This is a genomic window from Nonomuraea solani, assembly GCF_900108335.1.
GTDB lineage: Bacteria > Actinomycetota > Actinomycetes > Streptosporangiales > Streptosporangiaceae > Nonomuraea > Nonomuraea solani.
Genome location: NZ_FNVT01000020.1, coordinates 103,233 through 123,462, shown reverse-complemented (window position 1 = coordinate 123,462; position 20,230 = coordinate 103,233). Strand labels below are relative to the sequence as shown.

The 20,230-nt window shown below is 70.0% G+C and carries 25 protein-coding genes; 11 read left to right on the top strand and 14 right to left on the bottom strand.

The features are described 5' to 3' along the window. Positions 1 to 2: 2 nt before the first annotated feature. The 5 genes from C4V41_RS46830 to C4V41_RS46810 all read right to left on the bottom strand — a co-directional run bounded on the left by C4V41_RS46830 (position 3) and on the right by C4V41_RS46810 (position 3,699). Positions 3 to 830 (bottom strand): ABC transporter permease, encoded by an 828-nt coding sequence (locus tag C4V41_RS46830; RefSeq protein WP_103962514.1) that lies wholly within the window; start codon positions 828 to 830, stop codon positions 3 to 5. Continuing rightward, entirely contained in the window at positions 827 to 1,684 is an 858-nt protein-coding gene (locus C4V41_RS46825; RefSeq protein ID WP_407670160.1) for an ABC transporter ATP-binding protein, read from the bottom strand. Before C4V41_RS46825 ends, C4V41_RS46830 begins: the two co-directional genes overlap by 4 nt. A gap of 7 nt (positions 1,685 to 1,691) precedes the next feature. Next, positions 1,692 to 2,129, bottom strand: coding sequence for a Clp protease N-terminal domain-containing protein (locus C4V41_RS46820; protein WP_103962513.1), 438 nt, complete (start codon positions 2,127 to 2,129; stop codon positions 1,692 to 1,694). Positions 2,130 to 2,207: 78 nt separating this feature from the next. After that, positions 2,208 to 2,984 carry a polyprenol monophosphomannose synthase gene (locus C4V41_RS46815; protein ID WP_235030813.1) on the bottom strand — a complete coding sequence of 259 codons (777 nt, stop codon included), beginning with the start codon at positions 2,982 to 2,984 and terminating at the stop codon, positions 2,208 to 2,210. A 118-nt stretch (positions 2,985 to 3,102) separates the two neighbouring features. Then, positions 3,103 to 3,699, bottom strand: coding sequence for a class I SAM-dependent methyltransferase (locus C4V41_RS46810; RefSeq protein ID WP_103962624.1), 597 nt, complete (start codon positions 3,697 to 3,699; stop codon positions 3,103 to 3,105). 77 nt (positions 3,700 to 3,776) lie between these two features. Between C4V41_RS46810 and C4V41_RS46805 the strand changes: the two genes are divergently transcribed. Then, positions 3,777 to 4,433, top strand: coding sequence for a maleylpyruvate isomerase N-terminal domain-containing protein (locus C4V41_RS46805; protein ID WP_103962511.1), 657 nt, complete (start codon positions 3,777 to 3,779; stop codon positions 4,431 to 4,433). Here the strand turns inward: C4V41_RS46805 and C4V41_RS46800 are convergent. Further along, on the bottom strand, positions 4,420 to 5,376 hold the full coding sequence (locus C4V41_RS46800) for a helix-turn-helix transcriptional regulator (protein ID WP_200824716.1): 957 nt from the start codon (positions 5,374 to 5,376) through the stop codon (positions 4,420 to 4,422). The genes C4V41_RS46805 and C4V41_RS46800 overlap by 14 nt on opposite strands. Positions 5,377 to 5,439: 63 nt before the next feature. Between C4V41_RS46800 and C4V41_RS46790 the strand changes: the two genes are divergently transcribed. The 4 genes from C4V41_RS46790 (at position 5,440) to C4V41_RS46775 (ending at position 9,559) form a co-directional block, all read left to right on the top strand. Next, positions 5,440 to 6,570: an epoxide hydrolase family protein gene (locus C4V41_RS46790; RefSeq protein WP_103962509.1), complete on the top strand. Its 1,131-nt coding sequence runs from the start codon at positions 5,440 to 5,442 to the stop codon at positions 6,568 to 6,570. Positions 6,571 to 6,574: 4 nt separating this feature from the next. Then, positions 6,575 to 7,117 carry a YciI family protein gene (locus C4V41_RS46785; RefSeq protein ID WP_103962508.1) on the top strand — a complete coding sequence of 181 codons (543 nt, stop codon included), beginning with the start codon at positions 6,575 to 6,577 and terminating at the stop codon, positions 7,115 to 7,117. Positions 7,118 to 7,214: 97 nt separating this feature from the next. Continuing rightward, positions 7,215 to 8,309 (top strand): MerR family transcriptional regulator, encoded by a 1,095-nt coding sequence (locus C4V41_RS46780; protein WP_103962623.1) that lies wholly within the window; start codon positions 7,215 to 7,217, stop codon positions 8,307 to 8,309. Positions 8,310 to 8,317: 8 nt separating this feature from the next. Beyond that, complete coding sequence (locus C4V41_RS46775; RefSeq protein WP_160150639.1) at positions 8,318 to 9,559, top strand: MFS transporter; 1,242 nt, start codon at positions 8,318 to 8,320, stop codon at positions 9,557 to 9,559. Positions 9,560 to 9,584: 25 nt separating this feature from the next. Here the strand turns inward: C4V41_RS46775 and C4V41_RS46770 are convergent, their stop codons facing one another. Further along, positions 9,585 to 10,811: an MFS transporter gene (locus C4V41_RS46770; RefSeq protein WP_103962506.1), complete on the bottom strand. Its 1,227-nt coding sequence runs from the start codon at positions 10,809 to 10,811 to the stop codon at positions 9,585 to 9,587. A gap of 128 nt (positions 10,812 to 10,939) precedes the next feature. Between C4V41_RS46770 and C4V41_RS46765 the strand changes: the two genes are divergently transcribed. The 4 genes from C4V41_RS46765 (at position 10,940) to C4V41_RS46755 (ending at position 13,808) form a co-directional block, all read left to right on the top strand. After that, the gene (locus tag C4V41_RS46765; RefSeq protein ID WP_103962505.1) at positions 10,940 to 11,989 is read left to right on the top strand and encodes a serine hydrolase domain-containing protein; all 1,050 of its coding nucleotides are present in this window, start codon (positions 10,940 to 10,942) and stop codon (positions 11,987 to 11,989) included. Between the two features lie 123 nt (positions 11,990 to 12,112). Further along, a complete protein-coding gene (locus C4V41_RS62405; RefSeq protein ID WP_160150638.1) occupies positions 12,113 to 12,256 on the top strand; it encodes a hypothetical protein in 144 nt (47 codons plus the stop codon). Positions 12,257 to 12,411: 155 nt separating this feature from the next. Next, positions 12,412 to 12,864 (top strand): hypothetical protein, encoded by a 453-nt coding sequence (locus C4V41_RS46760; protein WP_200824715.1) that lies wholly within the window; start codon positions 12,412 to 12,414, stop codon positions 12,862 to 12,864. A 542-nt stretch (positions 12,865 to 13,406) separates the two neighbouring features. Beyond that, the gene (locus tag C4V41_RS46755) at positions 13,407 to 13,808 is read left to right on the top strand and encodes a hypothetical protein (protein ID WP_103962504.1); all 402 of its coding nucleotides are present in this window, start codon (positions 13,407 to 13,409) and stop codon (positions 13,806 to 13,808) included. A gap of 373 nt (positions 13,809 to 14,181) precedes the next feature. Here C4V41_RS46755 and C4V41_RS46750 read toward each other — a convergent pair whose 3' ends face one another. Further along, on the bottom strand, positions 14,182 to 14,424 hold the full coding sequence (locus tag C4V41_RS46750; RefSeq protein ID WP_146104049.1) for a transposase: 243 nt from the start codon (positions 14,422 to 14,424) through the stop codon (positions 14,182 to 14,184). Positions 14,425 to 14,684: 260 nt separating this feature from the next. Here C4V41_RS46750 and C4V41_RS46745 point away from each other — a divergent pair, with 260 nt between their 5' ends. Together C4V41_RS46745 and C4V41_RS46740 are read left to right on the top strand one after the other, a co-directional pair. Next, the gene (locus C4V41_RS46745; protein ID WP_103962502.1) at positions 14,685 to 15,263 is read left to right on the top strand and encodes a dihydrofolate reductase family protein; all 579 of its coding nucleotides are present in this window, start codon (positions 14,685 to 14,687) and stop codon (positions 15,261 to 15,263) included. A gap of 90 nt (positions 15,264 to 15,353) precedes the next feature. After that, complete coding sequence (locus tag C4V41_RS46740) at positions 15,354 to 15,701, top strand: YciI family protein (protein ID WP_103962501.1); 348 nt, start codon at positions 15,354 to 15,356, stop codon at positions 15,699 to 15,701. A 487-nt stretch (positions 15,702 to 16,188) separates the two neighbouring features. On the opposite strand, the gene C4V41_RS46735 is transcribed toward C4V41_RS46740, so the two are convergent. The 6 genes from C4V41_RS46735 to C4V41_RS46710 all read right to left on the bottom strand — a co-directional run bounded on the left by C4V41_RS46735 (position 16,189) and on the right by C4V41_RS46710 (position 20,162). Further along, positions 16,189 to 16,917 carry a helix-turn-helix transcriptional regulator gene (locus tag C4V41_RS46735; RefSeq protein WP_235030812.1) on the bottom strand — a complete coding sequence of 243 codons (729 nt, stop codon included), beginning with the start codon at positions 16,915 to 16,917 and terminating at the stop codon, positions 16,189 to 16,191. A gap of 308 nt (positions 16,918 to 17,225) precedes the next feature. Next, entirely contained in the window at positions 17,226 to 17,597 is a 372-nt protein-coding gene (locus C4V41_RS46730) for a TetR family transcriptional regulator C-terminal domain-containing protein (RefSeq protein ID WP_200824714.1), read from the bottom strand. A gap of 205 nt (positions 17,598 to 17,802) precedes the next feature. Continuing rightward, on the bottom strand, positions 17,803 to 18,204 hold the full coding sequence (locus C4V41_RS46725) for a hypothetical protein (RefSeq protein ID WP_103962500.1): 402 nt from the start codon (positions 18,202 to 18,204) through the stop codon (positions 17,803 to 17,805). A gap of 2 nt (positions 18,205 to 18,206) precedes the next feature. After that, a complete protein-coding gene (locus tag C4V41_RS46720; RefSeq protein ID WP_103962499.1) occupies positions 18,207 to 18,752 on the bottom strand; it encodes a dihydrofolate reductase family protein in 546 nt (181 codons plus the stop codon). Positions 18,753 to 18,986: 234 nt separating this feature from the next. Continuing rightward, positions 18,987 to 19,880: a phosphotransferase family protein gene (locus tag C4V41_RS46715; protein WP_200824713.1), complete on the bottom strand. Its 894-nt coding sequence runs from the start codon at positions 19,878 to 19,880 to the stop codon at positions 18,987 to 18,989. 60 nt (positions 19,881 to 19,940) lie between these two features. Beyond that, entirely contained in the window at positions 19,941 to 20,162 is a 222-nt protein-coding gene (locus C4V41_RS46710) for a hypothetical protein (RefSeq protein ID WP_146104048.1), read from the bottom strand. Positions 20,163 to 20,230 lie beyond the last annotated feature (68 nt).

The following is a 20,230-nucleotide window of genomic DNA, read 5'->3' as shown; positions in this document are numbered from 1 at the left end:
TGTCAGCCGACCCGCTGCAGGGCGCGCTCGCGGCGGGCCGCCACGCTGGAGCCGGACTCCCGCCGGGCCATCCCGCGCAGCACGATCGGCGCCACGGCCAGCCCGAACACCACCCAGGCGCCCAGCACGCCGAGCGTCTCCACCTGCCGCCACGACTCGCCGATCTCGACGCTCGCCGCCTCGGCGGGCAGCAGCGCCGAGCGCATGCCCAGGCCGAGCCAGTAGACCGGGAACACCTGTCCGACCACCTGCAGCCACCCCGGCAGCGCCGTGATCGGGTAGAAGATTCCCGAGATCGCGATCATGGCGAGCGCCAGCACCTGGACGATCCCCTGGCTGCGGGAGCTGGTGAACAGCGAGCCCAGGATCGCGCCGATGGGCAGCGTGGCCGTCAGGCCGAGCAGCACCACCCACACCAGGCCCGGCCCGAGCGTCAGCCCGCCGATGACGAACAGGGCCGGGACCAGGAAGATCGCCAGGTCGGCGAGCAGCCCGCCGGAGACCGAGACGATCTTCCCGACGAGGTAGCCGGCCATGCCGTTCGGCGTGGCCTTGGCGCGCAGGAGGGTGCCGTCCTCGCGTTCGGCGGTGAGCTGCTGGCTCATGCTGATCATGCCGAAGGACAGGTTCATGCCCAGGATGCTCGGCAGCGCCAGCGCGCCCAGCGTGAAGCCGGTGGCGCCGAACTCCCTGTCGCGCATGAACCACAGGGCGGCCAGCATCAGCAGCGGCCAGAACAGGTGGCTGAACAGCTCCGCGCCGTTGGTGAAGGACTGCCGCAGCTCGATCAGGCCGCGCCGCAGGCCGGCCTTCAGCGCGCACGTCGTCATGGGGTCGCCTCCGCGTCGCGTACCAGGCTCAGGTACGTCTGCTCCAGGGAGGCCCGGTGGACCTCGAGTTCGGTGATGGCCGCGCCGTGGCGGGTGAACAGGTCGCGCACGAACGCGGTCGAGTCAGGGGGTGAGGCGCTGTGGCGCTGCCCGTCGTGGCGCCAGCGCACCTGGTCGGTGCCGGCGATCCGGCGGGCCAGCTCCCGCGGGGTGCCGTCGGCGACGATGCGGCCCTGGTCGAGTACGGCGATGCGGTCGGCGAGCCGTTCCGCCTCGTCCAGGTCGTGGGTGGTGAGCAGGATGGTGGTGCCCAGGCCGCGTACCAGCTCATGGAACTCGCGCCTGGCACGCGGGTCGAAGCCGGCGGTCGGCTCGTCGAGGAAGAGCACCTCCGGCCGGCCCACGATGCCGATCGCCACGTCCACGCGGCGGCGCTGCCCGCCGGACAGCGTCCTGATCTTCTTGCCGGCGTGTTCGGTGAGGCCGACCGCCTCGATCAGCTCGCCGGTGTCCCACGGCTCACGCGCGGAGCAGGCGTAGAAGGACGCCTGGTGCTCCAGCAGCTCGCGGACCCGCCATTTGCCGTGGTCACGCCAGGACTGCAGGACGACGCCGACGCGGGCCCGCCAGCGTTCGCCGCCGCGCGCGGGGTCGGTGCCGAGCACCTCGACGCGGCCGGCCGAGCGCAGCCGGAAGCCTTCGAGGATCTCGATCGTGGTGGTCTTGCCGGCGCCGTTGGGGCCGAGCAGGGCCAGGACCTCTCCCTGGCGTACCTGGAAGGTCACCTCGTGCAGGACGTCGGTGCCGCCGTAGCGCATGCGCAGGCCCTCGACGTCGACGACGGGGGCGCTCACAGGGCGCTCACAGGGTGCTCCGTACGCGCTCGATCAGCTCGGCCCGGTCGATGCCCGCCAGCGCGAGCGCGCGCGGCACCGTGCCGGCCTCGGCCTGCAGGATCCCGAGCAGCAGGTGTTCCGGCCGCAGGTCGCGCTTGCGGTGTTCGGCCGCCATCCGCTCCATGGCCAGCTTGAACGTGGTGCCCAGCCGTGGCCGCCGGCCCGGGTCGCGGGTCGGCGTCGGCGGGACCCCCGGCGACACCCCCGCCGAGCCCAGGCTGTGCTCGAACTCCCCGCGCAGCGCGTCCTTCACCCGCTGGTAGTCCAGACCGGCCGCGCCGGGGTCGCGGGCGGCGATCGCCAGCAGCAGGTGCCGCGCCTCGATCGTCGCCGAGCCCTCCTGCCGCGCCTCGGCCTCGGCCCGTTCGAGGACCGACTGAAGGAACGTGTCGAACGCACTCATGTGCGCCTCCCTGATGACATGCGAGCAACCGTAGTTGACTAACTCGAAATTAGTCAACTACGGTTGCTTGTATGCCGGTCAGTGCGGAGGCCGCCCGAAACGCAGCGCGAACGGGGTGATCATGGACTCCAGCTGGACCGCGAAACTGATCTTGCTGGAGCCGGTGTTGCGCTCCTCGAAATGGATCGGCATCTCCACGATCGAATGCCCCAGCCGCTTGCACCGATGGTTCATCTCCACCTGGAAGCTGTAGCCGTCGCTGCGGATCGCGTCGAGGTCGATGCCCAGCAGCACGTCGCGCTGCCAGATCTTGAACCCGCCGGTGGGGTCGCGGATGGACAGGTTGAGAATCGTGTTCACGTACAGACCGGCGAACCGGCTCAGCAGCCGGCGGTGCCAGCCCCAGTCCGTGGACAGGGAGCCGCCCACCACGTACCTGCTGCCGATCACCACCCCCGCCTCGGCCGCCAGGATCGTGCCGAGCAGGTGCGGGATGTACTCGGGACGATGGCTCAGATCGCCGTCCATCTGCACCACGTAGGTGTCCCCGCGCCCGAGCGCCTCCTGCATCCCGGCGATGTGGGCCCGCCCGATGCCCTCCTTGACCGTACGGTGCAGGACCACCATGCGGTCAGGGTGATCGCCGTTGAAACGCTTGGCCAGGTCGTCGGCCAGCGCACCGGTGCCGTCCGGCGAGTCGTCGTCCACGATGACCAGCCGCAGGTTCGGCAGGCCCAGCGCGAAGATCCGCTCCGTCAGCTCGCCCAGATTGCCCGCCTCGTTGTAGGTCGGCACGACGACCGCGACGTGCGCGTCCCGCCACGGCGACGGCAACGACCAGCCATTCTCCTTCACAACGCCCCCAAGGTAATCGATCACCAGAGAATACCGATCCCCGGAGAAGGTCATTCGCCGAGGAAGCGCACGATCGCCAGGACCCGCCGGTCGTGGCCGCCGGCGCGCGCCACAAAGCTCACGCCAGCGGCTTGCGCCAGACGATGCTGTAGCGCAGCAGCAGGTGGCGGCGGTACTCGGAGCCGGGCAGCAGCTCGGCGGCCAGCTCCCGCATCTGCGCGTACGTCACCGGCGGCGGCCACACCGTGGGCGACGGATGCTGCCAATGCCCCTTCACGACCCGGTGGAGGGTGCCGGCGGCGACGCCGGCCAGGTCACGCGGCAGGTCGTGGGGCAGCCTGCTGCGGGCCAGGCCGACGACGGCCAGCACACCGCCGGGGCGCAGCAGGTCACGCATGCGGGCCAGCCCGGCGGCGGCGTCCACGTGGTGCAGGGTGGCCACGGAGGCGACGACGTCGAACTCGGGCTCGAACGGGTGGGTGAGGAAGTCGCCGAGCACGTAGTCGATGTCGTCGGAGCGCTCGCGGGCCTGCTCCAGGCTTGGCTCGTCCAGGTCGATGCCCGTGACGCGCGGTACGGCGCGCCGGAGTTCGCGGGCGAGCATGCCCTCGCCGCAGCCCACGTCGAGGGCTTTCCGGGCACCTTCGGGGACGGCGCCCAGGATGCGGGGGTGGTAATGGATGTTGTGGTTCCATCGCCTGCCGTTCTTCGTCATGCCGGGCATTCTGCCGAAGCCGGCCCCGGTGCGAACGCGCTTGTCCGTCATCGGGGCGCGGGACTACGGTGCCCGATGTGGATCTCTTCTCACACTCGTGGACGGCGTTGCGCGCGGCGGTCGCCGAACTCCCGGACGAGGACTTCGCGCAGCCGTCGGGGTGCGCCGGCTGGCTCGTACGAGACCTGGTGTGCCATCTCGTCATCGACGCCCAGGACGTCCTGATCACCCTCGTGACCCCGGCCGGCACCGAACCGACCCGCGACGCGGTCACCTACTGGGAGGTCTCGCGCACGCCGCCGACCGGCGACGATCCGCTCGACGCGCTGACCGTCCGGCTGGCCGCCGCCTACGAGGAGCCCCGGCTGCTGAAGTTCCACCTCGACGACGTCGGCTCCGCCGCCGGCCGCGCCGCCGAGCTCGCCGACCCCGGCCTGCGGGTCGGCACCCGCGACGAGGTCATCACCGTGGCCGACTACCTGTCGGCGTACGTCATGGAGTGGACGCTGCACCATCTCGACCTGGCCGCCCACCTCCCGCAGGTGGCGCGACCGCCCGCGCAGGCGCTCGCCCGGTGCCGCGAGACACTGGAGAAGATCGCCGGGACCGCGTTCCCCGCGTCGTTCCCCGACCAGGACGCGCTGCTGGTCGGCACCGGACGGCGCGCCCCGACCGACGCGGAACGGGCCGAACTCGGCGAACTGGCGGCGAAGCTCCCGTTCATCCTCGGCTGAACGCCGCACGAAGACGATCGGCCAGGACGCCGACCCGCTCGGCCAGCTCCGGCGGCTCGCGGACCTCGAACCCGATGTCCATGAGAGCCACCCACACGACGATCTCGTCGAGGGTGTTCGCGCCGCACAGCAGGACGCACGTCCGCGCGTCGACGGGCTCCACCGTCCCCATCGTCGGCGGCATCCGCCCCGCCACGACCTCCGCCGGGGCGTGCATGATCAGACGCGCCCGAAAACGGTACGGAGCGCTGGAGATCGCCCGCGAGGTATAAGCGGCGAGGTCGTCGTCGGGCGGGTCGCGGGGGACGAAGCGCGGCCCGTTCGGCGTCTTCAGGCTCAGCCGATCGACCCGGTACGTCCGCCAATCCCCCTGACCGAGGTCCCAGCCCACCAGATACCAGCGGCGCCCCGAATGCACGAGCCGATGCGGCTCGGCCGCACGGCGGCTCTCCCGGCCGTCGTGCGCCCGGTAGTCGAACCGCAGCCCCTCATGATCGCGGCAGGCCGTGGCGATCACGGTCAGCACCCCGGGATCCACCGGCGCCGCCGCCCCCGTCATGGGCACCGTCATCGACTGCAGCGCGTGCACCCGCTGCCGCAGCCGCGCCGGCAGCACCTGTTCCAGCTTGGCCAGCGCCCGTACCGACGTCTCCTCGATCCCGGCGACGGTGCCCCCGGCGGCCGTCCGCAGCCCCACCGCGACCGCGACCGCCTCGTCGTCGTCGAGCAGCAACGGCGGCAGATCGGACCCGGCGCCCAGCCGGTAACCCGGCGCGCCGGGCGTGGCGTGCACGGGATAGCCCAGCTCCCGCAGCCGGTCCACGTCCCGCCGCACGGTCCGCGTCGTGATGCCGAGCCGCTCCGCCAGCTCCGCGCCGGACCAGTCGCGCCGGGTCTGCAGGAGGGACAGCAGGCGCAGGAGCCGCGCGGAGGTTTCCAGCATGATGTCCATTCTGTACGCATCCTAGGACCGGATCTGTCCTAACCGGGTCCTAACGTCGGAGACATGAACCCGTTCCGCATCGACATCCCGCAGGCCGACCTGGACGATCTCCGCGACCGCCTGGCCCGTACCCGCTGGCCGGACGAGCTGCCCGGCGTCGGCTGGTCCTACGGCGTGCCGACCTCGTACGCCAAGGAGCTGGCCGAATACTGGCGGACCACCTACGACTGGCGCCGGCAGGAGGCCGCGCTCAACGCATACCCGCAGTTCACCACCGAGATCGACGGCCAGAACATCCATTTCCTGCACGTACGCTCACCCGAGCCGGACGCGCTCCCGCTGATCGTCACCCACGGCTGGCCCGGCTCGATCGCCGAGTTCATGAAGATCATCGGCCCGCTCACCGACCCCCGCGCCCACGGCGGCGACCCGGCCGACGCCTTCCACGTGGTCGCGCCCTCCCTGCCCGGCTTCGGGTTCTCCGGCCCCACCCGCGAGACCGGCTGGAACCTGCGCAGGGTGGCCCGCGCCTGGGCCGAGCTGATGAGCCGCCTCGGCTACGACCGGTACGGCGCCCAGGGAGGCGACACCGGCTCGCTCGTCTCGCCCGACCTCGGCCGCGTCGCCCCGGATCACGTCGTCGGCGTCCACGTCAACGGCGCCCTGGGCTTCCCCACCTTCGAACCCGCCGAGATGGAGGGCCTCACCGAGACCGAACAGGCCCGGCTGGCCCTCTACGGCGACCACGACCGCTCGGGCTACGCCATGATCCAGTCGACCCGGCCGCAGACGCTGGCCTTCGGCCTGCACGACTCCCCCGCCGGTCAGTTGGCCTGGATCGCGGAGAAGTTCAAGGAGTGGACCGACCCCGCCCACGACCTGCCCGAACAGGCCGTGGATCGCGACCAGTTGCTCACCGACGTCACCATCTACTGGCTCACCGGCACCGCCGGATCCTCCGCCCGCCTCTACAAGGAGGGCGCGGCCGACTGGGGGCAGCCCGTCGAGAAGTCCGACGTCCCCACCGGGGTGGCGGTCTTCCCGGGCGACGCCGGGATCCGCCGCGTCGCCGAACGCGAGCACAACGTGATCCACTGGTCGGAGTTCGACCGGGGCGGCCACTTCGCCGCGATGGAGGCACCCGACCTGCTGGTCGCCGACGTCCGCGCGTTCTTCCGTCAGGTGCGAAGCTAGGCCGATGGAGTTCTTCTGCTACCACCGCGACCGGCCCGGCTCCTTGGCGTTACGTGACGAACTGCTGGAAGAGCACTGGTCCTACATGGACCGCTACGCCAAAGAGCTGATCGCCCGCGGCCCCACCATGGCCGACGACGGCGACACCCCCACCGGCAGCGTGCACATCGCCGACCTGCCCGGCCCCGCCGCCGCCCGCGCGTTCGCCTTCGACGAGCCCAACTACCAGGCCGGCGTCTACCGGGACGTGCTGCTACGGCGGTGGCGCAACACGCTGGGGCGCACCATGTGGGACTTTCCCGGCGGCGCGGAGGGCGGCAACCGCTACCTGGTGCTCGGCCACGGCACCGGCCAGGCCGCCGACCTCGCCGTACCGCCCGGCGAACTGATCGCCTACGGGCCGCTGCTGTCCGACGACGGCACCACCTGGGTGGGCACCGCGGCGCTACTGCGCGCACCCGGCCCCGGCGCGGCCCGCACCATCCTGACCGAGGACCGGTACGCCGCCATCGAGGTGCACAACTGGCAGTTCGGCGGCCGATCGTAGCGCGCCCGCTCCGCCGGGCCGAGGTGTTGACCTTCCCCCTGGGTGAAGCCGCAACATCGTCGGCACCGGCCACGGTGGCCGGGACGAGGAGGACGTGGTGCGGCTGCTGACGATCGGGGCGTTCGCCCGGGCGGCGCGGCTGTCGCCCAAGGCCCTGCGGCTCTACGACGAGCTCGGCCTGCTGCGGCCGGCCGCGGTCGACGGCGAGTCCGGATACCGGTTCTACGACCCCGGCCAGCTCGAACGGGCCCGGCTGATCGCCTGGCTACGGCGGCTGGGAATGCCGCTGGCGCGGATCCGGCGAGTGTGCGACCTGCCCATGAGCGCCGCCGCCGCGGAGATCACCGCCTACTGGGAGCAGGTACAGGCCGAGACCGCCGCCCGCGGAGAGCTGGCCACCTTCCTCGTCGACTATCTGTCGGGAAGAGGGAGCACCGTGGAAGAGACGGCGACCATACTCGGAATCCGTTACGCCGCCCGGTCGGAGTCGGGGCTGAGGCGGACGAGCAACGAGGACACCGCCTACGCCGGACCCCGGCTGCTGGCGGTGGCCGACGGGGTGCGCGGGCCGGCCGGAGACCTGGCGAGCGCGGCGGCCGTCGACGCGCTCAAACCGCTGGAGACCCTGGCCGTCCCCGCCGAAGACCTGCTCGGCGCCCTCGCCGACGCGGTCGGTGCGGCCGACCGGGCCATCGGGGAGATCGCCGCGTCGGCGCCGGACGGTGAGGCGGTCACCACGTTGACGGCGCTGCTGTGGTCGGGCTCGCGACTGGCGCTGGTGCACATCGGCGACACGCGGGCCTACCTCGTACGCGATGGCGAGCTGTTCCAGATCACCCACGACCACACCTACGTCCAGATGCTGGTCGACGAGGGCCGGCTGACCGCGGAGGAGGCGGCCTCACATCCGCGGCGCGCCCTGCTCGCCCAGGCACTGACCGGCACGGGCGGCGCCGAGCCGCACCTGTCCCTGCACGAGGCCGCGGCCGGTGACCGCTACCTGCTGTGCTCCGACGGGCTGTCCACCGTCGTGCCGGCCGGATCGCTGCGCGACGTGCTGACCGGGCCCGGCGCGCCCCAGCAGGTGCTCGACGAACTGGTCGCGCGGGCCTACGCCGCCGGCGCCCCCGACAACATCGCCTGCGTCGTCGCCGACGTGGTGAGCCTGGAGACACCGGGCGCCGAGCGGTGAGGTCTCTCGTGATCGATCGCCGCCCGCTGGCCATCCCCGCCTTCCGGCGGCTGTGGGCGGCGTCGGCGGTCTGCGCGGTGGGCGGTTCGTTCAGCGTGGTCGCCGTGCCGACGCAGTTGTTCACGGTGACCGGCTCCTCGGCGGCCGTGGGCGTGGCGGGGGCGGTGTCGTTCGTCGCACTGGTGGTGGCGGCGTTACGGGCCGGCGCCCTGGCCGATGTCATGGACCGGCGCAAAGTGCTGCTGGCCGCCCATGGCGCTCTCGCGTTCACGTACGCGGCCTTGTGGGTGCAGAACGTGCTGGGCGGAGAGTCCGTACCCGTGCTGATGGTGCTGGTCGCCTGCCAGGGCGTGTCCCTGGGAGCGATCATGACCACGATGGGCGCCGCCGTGCCCCGCCTGGTCCCCGTCGAGCTCCTGCCGGCGGCCAACAGCCTGAGCTCGCTCACCCGCTACGCCGGGTCGATCCTCGGGCCCGTCCTGGCCGGCGCCCTGATCCCGGTGGCCGGGCTCGGCACGCTGTACCTGCTGGACGCCGTCGCCCTGTCGGCCGTCGTGTGGGCGGTCGCCAAGCTGCCACCGCTGCCGCCCGCCCCTGGACCGGCCGCGCGGCACCCCGGCCGGTACCTGCTGGGCAGCCGGCTGCTGGTGGCGGTGATCCTGGTGGACCTCGCGGCGATGGTCTTCGGCATGCCGGTCGCCCTGTTCCCCGAGCTCGCCCAGCACACCTACGGCGGTCCTGCGGGGGGTGGCCTGGAGCTGGGGCTGCTGTACGCCGCCTATCCGGCCGGGGTCTTCACCACCGGGCTGGTGTCGGGCACGTTCACCCGCGCCCGGCGCCACGGCGCGCTCATGGCGGGGGCCGCCGCGGCGTGGGGCGGCACCCTCGTGCTCCTCGGGCTGGCCGCGCAGCTGTGGGTGGCGCTGACGGCGCTCGTCCTCGGCGGCGCGGTCAACTTCGTGCTCAGCACCTTCCGCAACTCCATCACCCAGGCGCACACCCCCGACGCCATGCGCGGCCGCATCCAGGGATCGCTCACCGTCGTCCTCTTCGGCGGGCCGCACCTCGCGAGCCTGCTGCACGGAGCCGCCGCCTCGGTCCTGGACCCCCGGCTGGTGATCGGCGCCGGCGGGCTGCTCGTCACGGTGACCGTGGCGGCGATCGCCTGGGGGTGGCCGGAGCTGCGCGCCTACACGACCGTCGTGAGCACTCCGGCCGGCCGGCCGGGACGGGCGTTGCCGGGCAGGTAGCGCCCGCGGGTGTCAGGTACACCCCTCAGTCGTCGTGGGCGATGTGCATGAGCTGGCGCCACAACAGCACCACGAACACCGCCGAACCGGCGAAGGCGAACCAGAAGGGCGCCGCGACACCGAAACGGGTGGCCAGGACACCGCCGATCAACGAGCCGACCACCAGCCCGGCATAGACGCAGACGGTGTTGACGCTGCCCACCCGGCCCTGCAGCTCGCGCGGGACCGCGCGCTGGCGGACGGTGACCGAGGTCGTGCCCCAGATGAACGCGTGCGCGCCGAAGACCAGGAAGATGCCCCCGGCCACCCACGGCGAGTGCGTCAGGGCCAGGCCCAGGTGGGTGAACGTCTCGAGGATGAGCCCGATCCGCATCAGGGCGCCGAGGCTCACCCTGCGGGTGATGGCCCCGTACAGGCCGGTGCCGATCAGGCCGCCGATCCCGCCGATGGTGGTCATCAGGCCGAAGCCCAGGGCGCCGAGGCCGAGCTGCTCCTGGGTGTAGAGGACGAGCACCGACCAGGCCGCGCCGAACGTGAAGTTGAAGATCAGGATGGTGAGCGCGAGCGTGCGGACCGCCGCATGCCGGAGGGTCCATCTGAAGCCGGCGATCAGTTCCCGTACGGTGCCGGGCCTGGGGTCGCCGGCCTGGCGGCCGTGCGGTGGCAGCGTGATCCGGGAGACCAGGATGATTCCGGCCAGCACCAGGAGCAGTTGGCTCGCGAACGGCCAGGTCAAGCCGAGGCCGAACAGCGCGGCGCCGATCGGCGGGCCGGCGAGCTGGTTGAGCGTGATGAAGCCCGTGCCCAGGCGGGCGTTGGCGATGACGAGATCGTCCTTGGCGACCATCATGGGGGTCAGCGTGGCCGTGGCGTTGTCGGCGAACACCTCGGCGATGGACCGGAGCGTGAGCGCCACCAGCGCCGTCGCCACGGTCACGGTGCCGGTCATCGTGAGGGCGACGAGGGCCGCCAGGACCACGGCCCGGACCGCGTTCGCGATGAGCACGATCCTGCGCCGGTCGTACCGGTCCGACAGCACGCCCGCGTACAGGCCGAACAGCAGCGGCGGCGCCCAGCTCACCAGGGCCGACAGCGAGATCATGAGCGGATCGCGGGTCAGCGTCGCGATCAGCAGCGGGCCCGCCGCGGCCGCGACCCCGTCACCGAGATTCGTCAGCCAGCTCGACGCCAGCAACCATCGGAATCCCGTCCCCAGCCGGGCAGGCAGGACTTTCTCCACCACTGTGATCACGAGCGCAAAACCTTACGTTTTGCGCGCCTCTACGGCAACGCGTTTTCGCCGGGCGGTAGGGAACGCCCCACCTCGACAGGCGTGCAGGCGTGACTGATCTTGAACGATCCTCCCGCGAGATTGGACGCATGATGAAAGTGCTCGCCGCCGCCGTCGCGGGTTCCCTTGCGTTCGCCCCTGCCAACCCGCAGTCCAGCCTTGATGTGCTCACCACCGAGGACGGTATGGCGGGCGCGCTGAGCCATGTGCGGAGCCCGGGCGGCGCGACGGTGACCCGGCGCTCCGGCACCGCCGAGCGCGGCACCGGGAAGCCGATGATCGGACCCGAGGGCCGGTTCAGGATCGCCAGCGGGAGCAAGCCGATCATCGCCGCCACCGTGCTGCGGCTGGCCGGCCAGAAGAAGATCGACCTGAACGCCAGCGTGGAACGTTACCTGCCCGGGGTGCTGCGCGGCACCGGCGACGGCGCCGGGATCGACGGCCGGAAGATCACCGTCAGGATGTTGCTGCAGCAGACCAGTGGCCTGCCCGAATATCTCGGCGCGATCGAGTGGAAGGAGCCCTTCCCGGACTTCCTGAAGGTGGCCCTGACGCTCAAGCCTGCCGCGCGCGGCTCGTTCTCCTACGCCAACACCAACTACCTGGTCCTCGGCATGATCGTGACCGAGGTGACCGGCAAGGACTTCCGCCTGGCGAGCCGGGACCTGATCCTCAGGCCGTACGGGATGCGGGACACGTACTGGCCGGCCAAGGGCGACCACGGCATCCGCGGCCCGCACGCCCGCAGCTACGGCGTGCACCCCGGCCGTCCGCAGGGCGGCGAGGTGGACCTGACCGATCAACTGCCCACGTACGCGTTCGGGGCCGGCGGCGGCCTGGTCTCCACGCCCGAAGACCTCAACCGGTTCTGGCGTAAGGCCCCGCTGGGCGAGCTGATGATCCGGCCGGTGAAGGTCGGGCAGGAAGGCTGGCCCGCCGACGCCCGCTACGGCTACGGCGTGGTCCGGATGAACACGAGCTGCGGCTACGCCTACTTCGCCGCCGGCGACATGCCGGGGGCCGCGGTGTTCAGCGGCCGGGACCGGGCCGGGCGCGCCGCCACCGTCTACACCACCGGCGTGCCCAAGAACCGGCAACACCTGATCGACGCCTTCGTCGCCGCGCTGTGCGACCGCTGAGAGGGCGTGCCGGCCGCTTGATCACCAGCTCGCGGGCCCGACGAGGTCGCCCTCGCGCCCGAGCCGTCCGACGCCCGCCACGAAATCCGGGGCTGTCTTCACATCACAGGAGATGATCTTCAGATGCAGTACCTGATTTCCGTGATCCACGCCCAGGCCACCCTCGCCACCCCGGACCAGGACGCTGCGATCGACGTGTTCAATGACCGGCTCCAGACGGAGGGCCACTGGGTCTTCGCCGGAGGTCAGGGGCGGCCGGGTGGATGAGGAGCTTCTTGAATGGCTGCCGGGCCTCGATGGGTTGCGGCGCGGAGCGGGGTTCGCCTTGGGCGACGCGTGCCCAGATGAACGCTCAGGCCTCTTGGCGTTTGCGGTCGTCGAGGGTGAGGTTGAACGGGCCCGGAGAAATCGGTGACGGCTGGTTGACGATCTCGGCCGCGAGGTTTGAGAGCGTGCCCGATAATCGCCTGGTGAGCTGGGTGACGAACCTCATGGTGTCGGTTGATGTGATGGACGGGCCCAACGTTGAGGCGTTGAGCGAATGGTTGCGGACCGAGGCTCCGCTGCGGGACCGGCCAGGAGGAGGATGCGGGTTCCTGAGCGAGACGACCGGCCAGGATTTGCAGTGGGGTGGCGGGAAGTCCCCCGAGTGCACCGTGTGGGCCGGGGCGCTCAATAACGCTGATCTGCCCGCGGTTCTTGATCGGGTCCAGTGCATCGCCTGGCGATGCCCAAGCGCCGTCCAGGTGTTCCTGATGGATCAGCAGGAGGCGTACTTTCGGGTGTGGATGCTGCGGGACGGCACGCTGCAGCAGTATGCGCCCACGGTCCCCGACGAGAAGGATGAGGGCTTCTTCCCTGACGACTACGGGTGATTTCGGCCAACTGTGCGGAGGCGGTGGCACAGCTCTGCGATGGCGCACCTGAGCAGGTCGATGAGCGACCCTGCCATTCCCGGTCGGCCGTGGTGTCGCGGCCGGTGAGGAAGCCGACGAGTCGGGTCGCTGATGGTGGGGCCGCGCAGGAGCTCGTCAATGGTGGCGCTCCTGCGCCGGCCCCTGCCTGCCGGAGTCGACGGGCACCCGCATCCGGAGGTCCACCTACGAGCAGCGATGCGACCACAAACCACCCACGGCGTCTCGTTCCTCTGCCATACGGCCAGGACACGCCGAATTCGCCCTTTACCGTCCGCGCAGGTCCTGCGGTTGCGACTACCGTGCTTCGGCTCACGTATCCAAGTGCAGATCCTTTGTTGATCTTCTTCGGAGGGTCGTGTGCTGGGTTTGCGCGAAAGGTTCGGCCCACCATGTTTCCCGGTGCGCGGAGCCCTTGCGCGAACCCTGATGCGGGCGCACCATCGGCAACGAGATCGACGTGCTAGGGCCGGCCTTGGGAAGCGGATCAGGAGGGAAACTCCATGTCCTACAAGAACGTCTTCACGGGTGGTGCCGGCGAGGCTGCGTCCGCCGAGCAAGTCGCCCGTCAGTTGCACGAGAGCCAAGGGATCGATCCGGAGCTTTACGACGACGTATTCGACGAGCCCCGCGACCCGAAGATCGTCAACGAGCTGACGCCGGAGGCGCTCAACATCGCCGGGAACTTCCTCACCCCGCTCTTTCAGAATTTTCAAACGGTTGCCGATCAGCTCAAGGTCTCAGAGAGTCCGCTGATCACGACAGCCGATCGGGTCGAGGTCATCGCAGCGTCAGCGCAGTTGGCGCAGGACGTTGCGCAGCGAGCCGACGTACCAGATGAACTGCGGCAGCGCGGTCAGGAGTTGACCTCTCGGTTCATAGAGTTGGCAGAGGGCAATTCTTGATCCCTCACTGGTGATCACTGTGTTCTTGCCGCCCGACCTCCGGGCGGCAAGGATCGGCCCCCGGCCTGGTACTCATTCCGGGTGACGTCAGGCGGCTTGTGCCGGGGCCGGTCGTCGGTTCCAGGCCCGGTGGAGGCCATTCTGGTCAGGCGGCACGTCATCAAGGTGATTGCCGCCCTGCGGCCCTCTTGCCCGCGTCGTAAGAGCGCGAACGCCCCGTGACGGTGGCCGTGGCTCGCACCGACCGCGAGTCGATGACGCCGGCGACAGGGTTAGGGCGGCGTCCCGCGCAGCCGGATCGCACGGCGGAGCTGGTCATGGAGGCCACCACCCCGGCTTTGGCCCAGCGGTGAAGGAAGCCGTAGATCGTCTCCTATGGCGGAAAATCCGCAGGCAGAGCCCGCCGTTTGCGGCCGTTGCCGACCAGGTATGTGATCGCGTCGACGACGTCGCGGCGGTGGTGCTTTCCGGTCGGCCAGCCGTGCGCGTCCGGTAGTAAGGGCTCCAGAAGGAGCCACTCGGCGTCGGGGGTGTCGGAGGGATACAGGCGCGGCCGCATCGGGTGGCCGCTGGGCAGGCGTTCGCCGAGTACGGCCGTAGCGACAAGACGATGCACCTGCTCGGCACGCTGGACCCGATCGATTCCAGCTACCGCCAGAGCCTGGGCAGGCGGTTGTCGGTCCAGGAGTTGGTCGGGTCCGCCACGCGCCTTGGTTGCCCTCCCAAGTCCGCATAATGTCCGGTCGCCGCCCTGGTCAGGCGCATCTCCGTAGGTCAAAATCAATAGCTCCGACGCTTTGATCGTGCCCGCGACCCACCAACAGCCGAGAGCGACCGGTCGTTCCGATGACCGCTACAAGGAAGAAGGCAACTGAAGTGACCGCCGTCTACACCTGGGACGTCTTCTCCACGCTCGACGGTTACGGCTCCTACTCCGAGGGCGCTGACTGGGGAGGCTATTGGAGCAAGCAGGGCCCCGAACTGCTCAAGCACCGCGCAGCCCTGTTCGCCACCGAGCAGCGGATGGTCTTCGGGGCCACCACCTTCCGGGAGACCGCTCAGATCATGTCCTCGGGCATCGATCCCAACACGCTCGATGAGTGGAACGTCCGGACGATGCGAATGCCGGCGACGGTGGTGTCCTCCACGCTGCAGGACACCCTCGGCTGGCCGGACGCGACCATCGTGAGCGGAGATGCCGTGGACATCGTCGCCCGGCTCAAGCAGGAATCGGACGTGCCGCTGCGCTCACAGGCCAGCCTGTCGCTGAACCGGACACTGATGGCCGCCGGCCTTGTCGACCGCCTGCAGGTGACGATCTTCCCCGTCATCTCCGGACGGACCGGGACCAGCCCAATCCTCGCAGGCGCGGGCGACTTCGACCTCGAACTGCTCGAAAGCCGAACGCTCGACGGCCACACCCAGGAACTCGTCTACCGCCCTTCCCTCCACTGACGAGCGTCCGGTCGTCGAGAGGGTGTCTCTGTATCGGTCAGCCAGATATTCGAACTTGTCATCGATACTCGCTCCTGTCAGACTGATTTGATGAAATTCGCACTGCTGTTGTTCGACCCCAAGGACTATTGGGAGTCGGTCTCAAGTGAGGAGATGGAGGCAGCGCTCGCCGAGCACGCAGCCTTCGCCCAACACTTGAGAGAACAGCGCATCGCGTTCTCGGCGCAGGCCGTGAAGCCGGCAAGCGAGGCCAGGACACTGCGCCCTTCCCAGCAGGGGCCGGTCTCCGCCGCTGGGCCGTTCGTGGCGCTAGATCAGGAGTTGGCGGGCTTTTACGTCATCGAATGCGCCAACCTGGACGAAGCCGAGAAGATCGCCCGCCACTGTCCCCTAGGTGCGGGCATCGAGATTCGGCCAGTTTGGGATGCGCCGTCCTGACCGGCACGTGCCTGACGCTGTCGGAAATCCGGTGATCGGCCAGCTCTTGAGCATGGTCGACCTGACAAGCCGTGCGCGCCCGGGACATGTCGTCTCCACAGCTCGGCGACATGCCGAAAGCGTTTGGGCGAGCTGACGCTTGTGCGAACGACTATTTTCGAGGCCAATATGTACCAGGTAGGCCACAGAGGGCGGAGCCGGATGTAACGCTGAGAGACGAACTTGCCACATGGAGGTGACTGCGCGACCGCGCGGTACGCGAGCACAAGATCAGCCTGATCGGCCCGGTCAAAGAGAAGATCACCCGGCGCTCCCGCGAGGGCACCGTGTTCGACCGCGACGGCCACCCACCAAGCTCCAGGGCCTCCTGGACCGGCAGGGCATCCTCGGCCACGCGCATGGCGCGAAACCGGCTGATCCTTTCGCGCCACGAAGATCCCCGACAGCGTCAGGCATTAACCATCGGGGCGGGCCGCCCTTGGCGGCGCTACTTCACCACGCCGCGCAGATAGGTCAGCACCGCCAGCACCCGCCGGTTGTCGTCGGCGGTGTCGGGCAGGTCGAGCTTGGCGAACACACTGGCCACGTGCTTGCCGACGGCCGCCTCCGTGATCGACAGGGCGCGGGCCACGGCGCTGTTGGAGCGACCTTCCGCGATCAGGGCGAGCACCTCGCGCTCACGGGCGCTCAGACTGTGCGTCGGCTCGTTGACCTCCCTGGCCCTGGCCCAGGTCCGCTCGAACAGGTCGACGAGAGCGGTGAGCAGCCCCTGCTGCCTGATGACCAGAGTGCCTGGCGCATAGGCGAACGGGGTCAGCCGGAGGAACGCCACGGCGTGGTCGAAGATGAGCAGCTGCTGGATCGGCTCGTCGACGACCCGGTGCAGGTCACCGGCGGCGTGCAGGTGCCTGATCCGGGCCGCCTTGTTCGGGTCGTCCATCACGCTGACGTGGACGATCGTGCGCATCTTCATCCCGCGATCCAGGGCGTCGAGCACCCTGCGCCTGCTCGCCCGCTCCTCGGACCCCTTCTCGGCCGACACGTACAGCGGGTGCAGGGCGCGCAGTTCGCCGGCCGCGGGGACGACCTTCGCGATCTCCCGGCGTACGAGCTCGTCGTCATCCAGCCGCTCGACGTCGACCGGGATGCCGCGCAGCTCGCTCACCACCGCTTCCAGGCGGCCGACCAGCCGGGCCATCGAGACGCTCTCGTCCACATGCCTCCTCCGCCGGCCGCGTCATCCTCATATGACGCGGTCTTCCCGGAAATCCTGGCATGTGTTCCGCATCCTCGGAGCATGCGGAACGCCGGCGGGCGGCGGATCCTGACGGCTCACGTCATGCCGCGGCACCTGGGACAGGACATCCACCCCGCTGCGCTGAAAAATCCGAAAACGGTCTTGAAAGGGTGGAGCACAGCTGTGGGGAGCGCGCTTCCATCGTCATCTGCTCGGCCACGCCCACCCACTCGCCACTTCCAAGAGCATGCGCTCGAACACGATCTGCGGGATAGTCACGTTCGCGATCAGGAGCGCGGAGGGTCGTCGCTCGGCGGCGGTGGCAGCAGGCAGGTCAGTACGGCGGTCAGCGCTCGTTCCACAGCCTCGGCGTCGACCGCTTCGGGATTGGCGATGTGCTCGTTGACCAGGCCGTTGGTCAGGCAGTGCAGGATGAGCGCGGCCTGGTGGAGATCGACGGCGGGGCGGACGCCGGTACGTTCGGCGACTTCGGCGATCGAGCGGGCGGCTCCTTCGCGCTGGTCGCGGCGCATCGGGGTGAGAACCTGCCTGGTGTGCTCGTCGCGGCCCGCACGGGCCGCGAACTCCAGGCCGAGATGCCCGCTTCCGCAGCCTTCCACGATCCGCCGGGTGACCAGCGACGCCACCCGACCGATCACGGTGGGCAGGTCGTCCGTATCGCGGATCGCCTCGAAGCGGACTGAGTGGCACAGGTCGAAGGCATGGTTCCCGCGTAGACGACGGGCGCTGCCGTAGCCGGTAGCTGGCGCTGACGCACACCCGTCCCTGGCCGGCGAGGTGGTAGAGCGATTGCGCGCCTGGAGGCCGACCTGGACGCGAACTCGCCGCGCCGATCTGAGAGCCTCAGCTCCGGCCGCCCGTGAACGGGGGCTCGCCCTCCTTGAGCGGACGGAAGCGCAGCGCGGACCACACCTCGTCCACCGCCACCTGGCCGTTGGGGCGCAGCCCGTACTCCCCCACGATCGGCCACAGCGTGTCGCGGTTGATGTCGGATCGGTTGCCCTTGGGGTAGGCCACCCACACGATGGCGGGCTCGGCGAGCACGGCACGGTGCTCGTCGAGCAGCCGCCGGGCATTGGCGGCGTCGGCGGCGAAGAACACCGCGACGCCCGCCTCCTTGAGGTCCGCGACGTGGCGCGCCCCTTCGGGCAGCGGCTCCACCAGCGGCCGGTGAACGTCCTCGGAGATCCACACCGTGGTCCCGGGTTTGATGAGCAGCTTGTCGGCGACGGTCTTGGTGGTCATGGTCAGGCCCTCGTGTAGGTCAGGTTCAGCACGCCGGTGCCGAAGGTGGCGGACTTGGTGAGCGTCAGGGGGATCTGGCCGAACCCGTCCTCGAACAGGCGCCGGCCACCGCCCAGCACGATGGGGTGCACCAGCAGGTTGAGCTCGTCGAGCAGGCCCTCGCGCAGCAGCCACGACACCAGGGTGACGCTGCCGCTGATGCCGATGGTCTTGCCGGGCCGCCGCCGGAGCTCGTCGAGCGCGGCGCGCGGGTCGCCGGCCAGAACGGTGGTGTTCTCCCAGGCCGGGTCGGTCAGTGTGGTGGAGACGACGTATTTGGGGGTGGCGTTCATGGTCGCCGCCAAGGGGTCCTTGTCCGTGTCCTGCAGCGGCCAGTGCGCGGCGAAGATGTCGTAGGTGCGCCGGCCCAGCAACATGGCGTCCGCGGCCTCCAGGTTCGCACCGATCGCCTGGCGCATCTCCTCGTCGAGGTATGGAAAGTGCCAGGTCTCCGGCGCCTCGACGACGCCGTCGAGTGAAATGTACAACCCCGAGACGATCTTTCTCATGGTGGGTCAGCTCCCTGCCTGCTCTTGAGGTGCCCTCACACTTCCACCGAAAAATAAAATTGTCAATACGAACGCTTTCGTCGGCTGCTCATGTCTCGGATCCTGCGGCTGCGCACCGGCCACGACCTGGTCCGGGCGGCCAACGGCGTGGTCCTGACCGCAGGGCGGGCGGTGCGCCGAGCTGAGCAGCACGGTCGGTCACTCACACACGCAGACCGCCGGTTCCCTCGAACCTCATCGCGCACGGTCCATCAGGGCGGTGACATAGGCATCCAGCCGCTGCTCCACGGCTCGCGTCGTCAGCTCTGTCCTGCCTGCCGCACGCCATGGCCGCGCCACGGACCGCACCTCCTCTGAGCACGCCAGCCCGTCCCGTACCTGCCAGTACAGCCGCTCGCTCGCGGCCGCGGCCAGCACCCCGCCGGCCTCCTCGTACGCCTCGGCGAACCGCAGACCCCACGCCGGGCCGTGCAGCAGCGCGAGATTGGTGGAGCAGTGCGCGACATCGAGGTCCGCCGGGCCCCAGGAGGTCGCCGCCCAGTCGACGACGCCGGTGATCCGGGGCGACAGGTCGAACAGCACGTTGCCGGGCTGGAAGTCCCGGTGCAGGAATCGTCCTTCATAGGGCGGCGCGGGCCTGCGGATCACGTTGATCGCCGCGGCCCATGCCGCCGCGTCGGCGCCCTTGGGCACCACGACGGTGTCGGCGGTCGTCAGCGTCACATACGTCCGGGGCCGTTCGGCGGGCCGCAGCGCGTGGATCGCCACGAGTTGACGGGCCAGCAGAGGGACGCGCGTCTCCAGTCCCTCATCGTCGAAGATCGTCCGGCCCGCCAGATGTGTCATGAGGAGCGATGGATACTCGCACTGCGCGGCGGCCGGATCAACCGCGACCAGTTCCGGAGCCGGCACGCCCGCCCCCGTGAGCAGGGACAGGGCAGCGGCCTCCCTGTGCAGCGAGTCCTCGGCGCGCGCCACGTAGAACGGGTCGACGAAGCTCCGCAGCACCAGGTCACGGGTGGCTCCGTCCCGCGTGCCGATGGTCAGTCGCCGCATTTCGGCGGTGATGCCGCCGTGCAGCGCCGCGGTTCTGACGATCCGTTCGCCGGCCTCCAGCTGCCGGCGCACCCACGCCAGTGTCAAGGGTCGGACAGCCGCCTCATCGTAGGTGGTCACCGTGCCACCTCATCATCCCGGCGAACGCCGAGAATGCCTCTTGAGGTCAGAGGCCGAGATCGTCGAGTTCCTTGTGCAGCGGAGAATGTCGGGCAGGCTCTCCGGGACCCACGCGCGCAGGGCGAACTCCCTGCCCAGCGCGTAGCCCGAGAGCCAGTTGAAGATCTGCAGGATCCAGATGACGGCGATGAAGCCGGTCATGACCCAGAACGCCTTCCGGGCCTCAGCGATCATGATCTCGGCTGTCTGGCCCCTTGCCTCCACCTGGTTCCTCCCGGGATGTCCGTGGGGCGCGCGGAGCC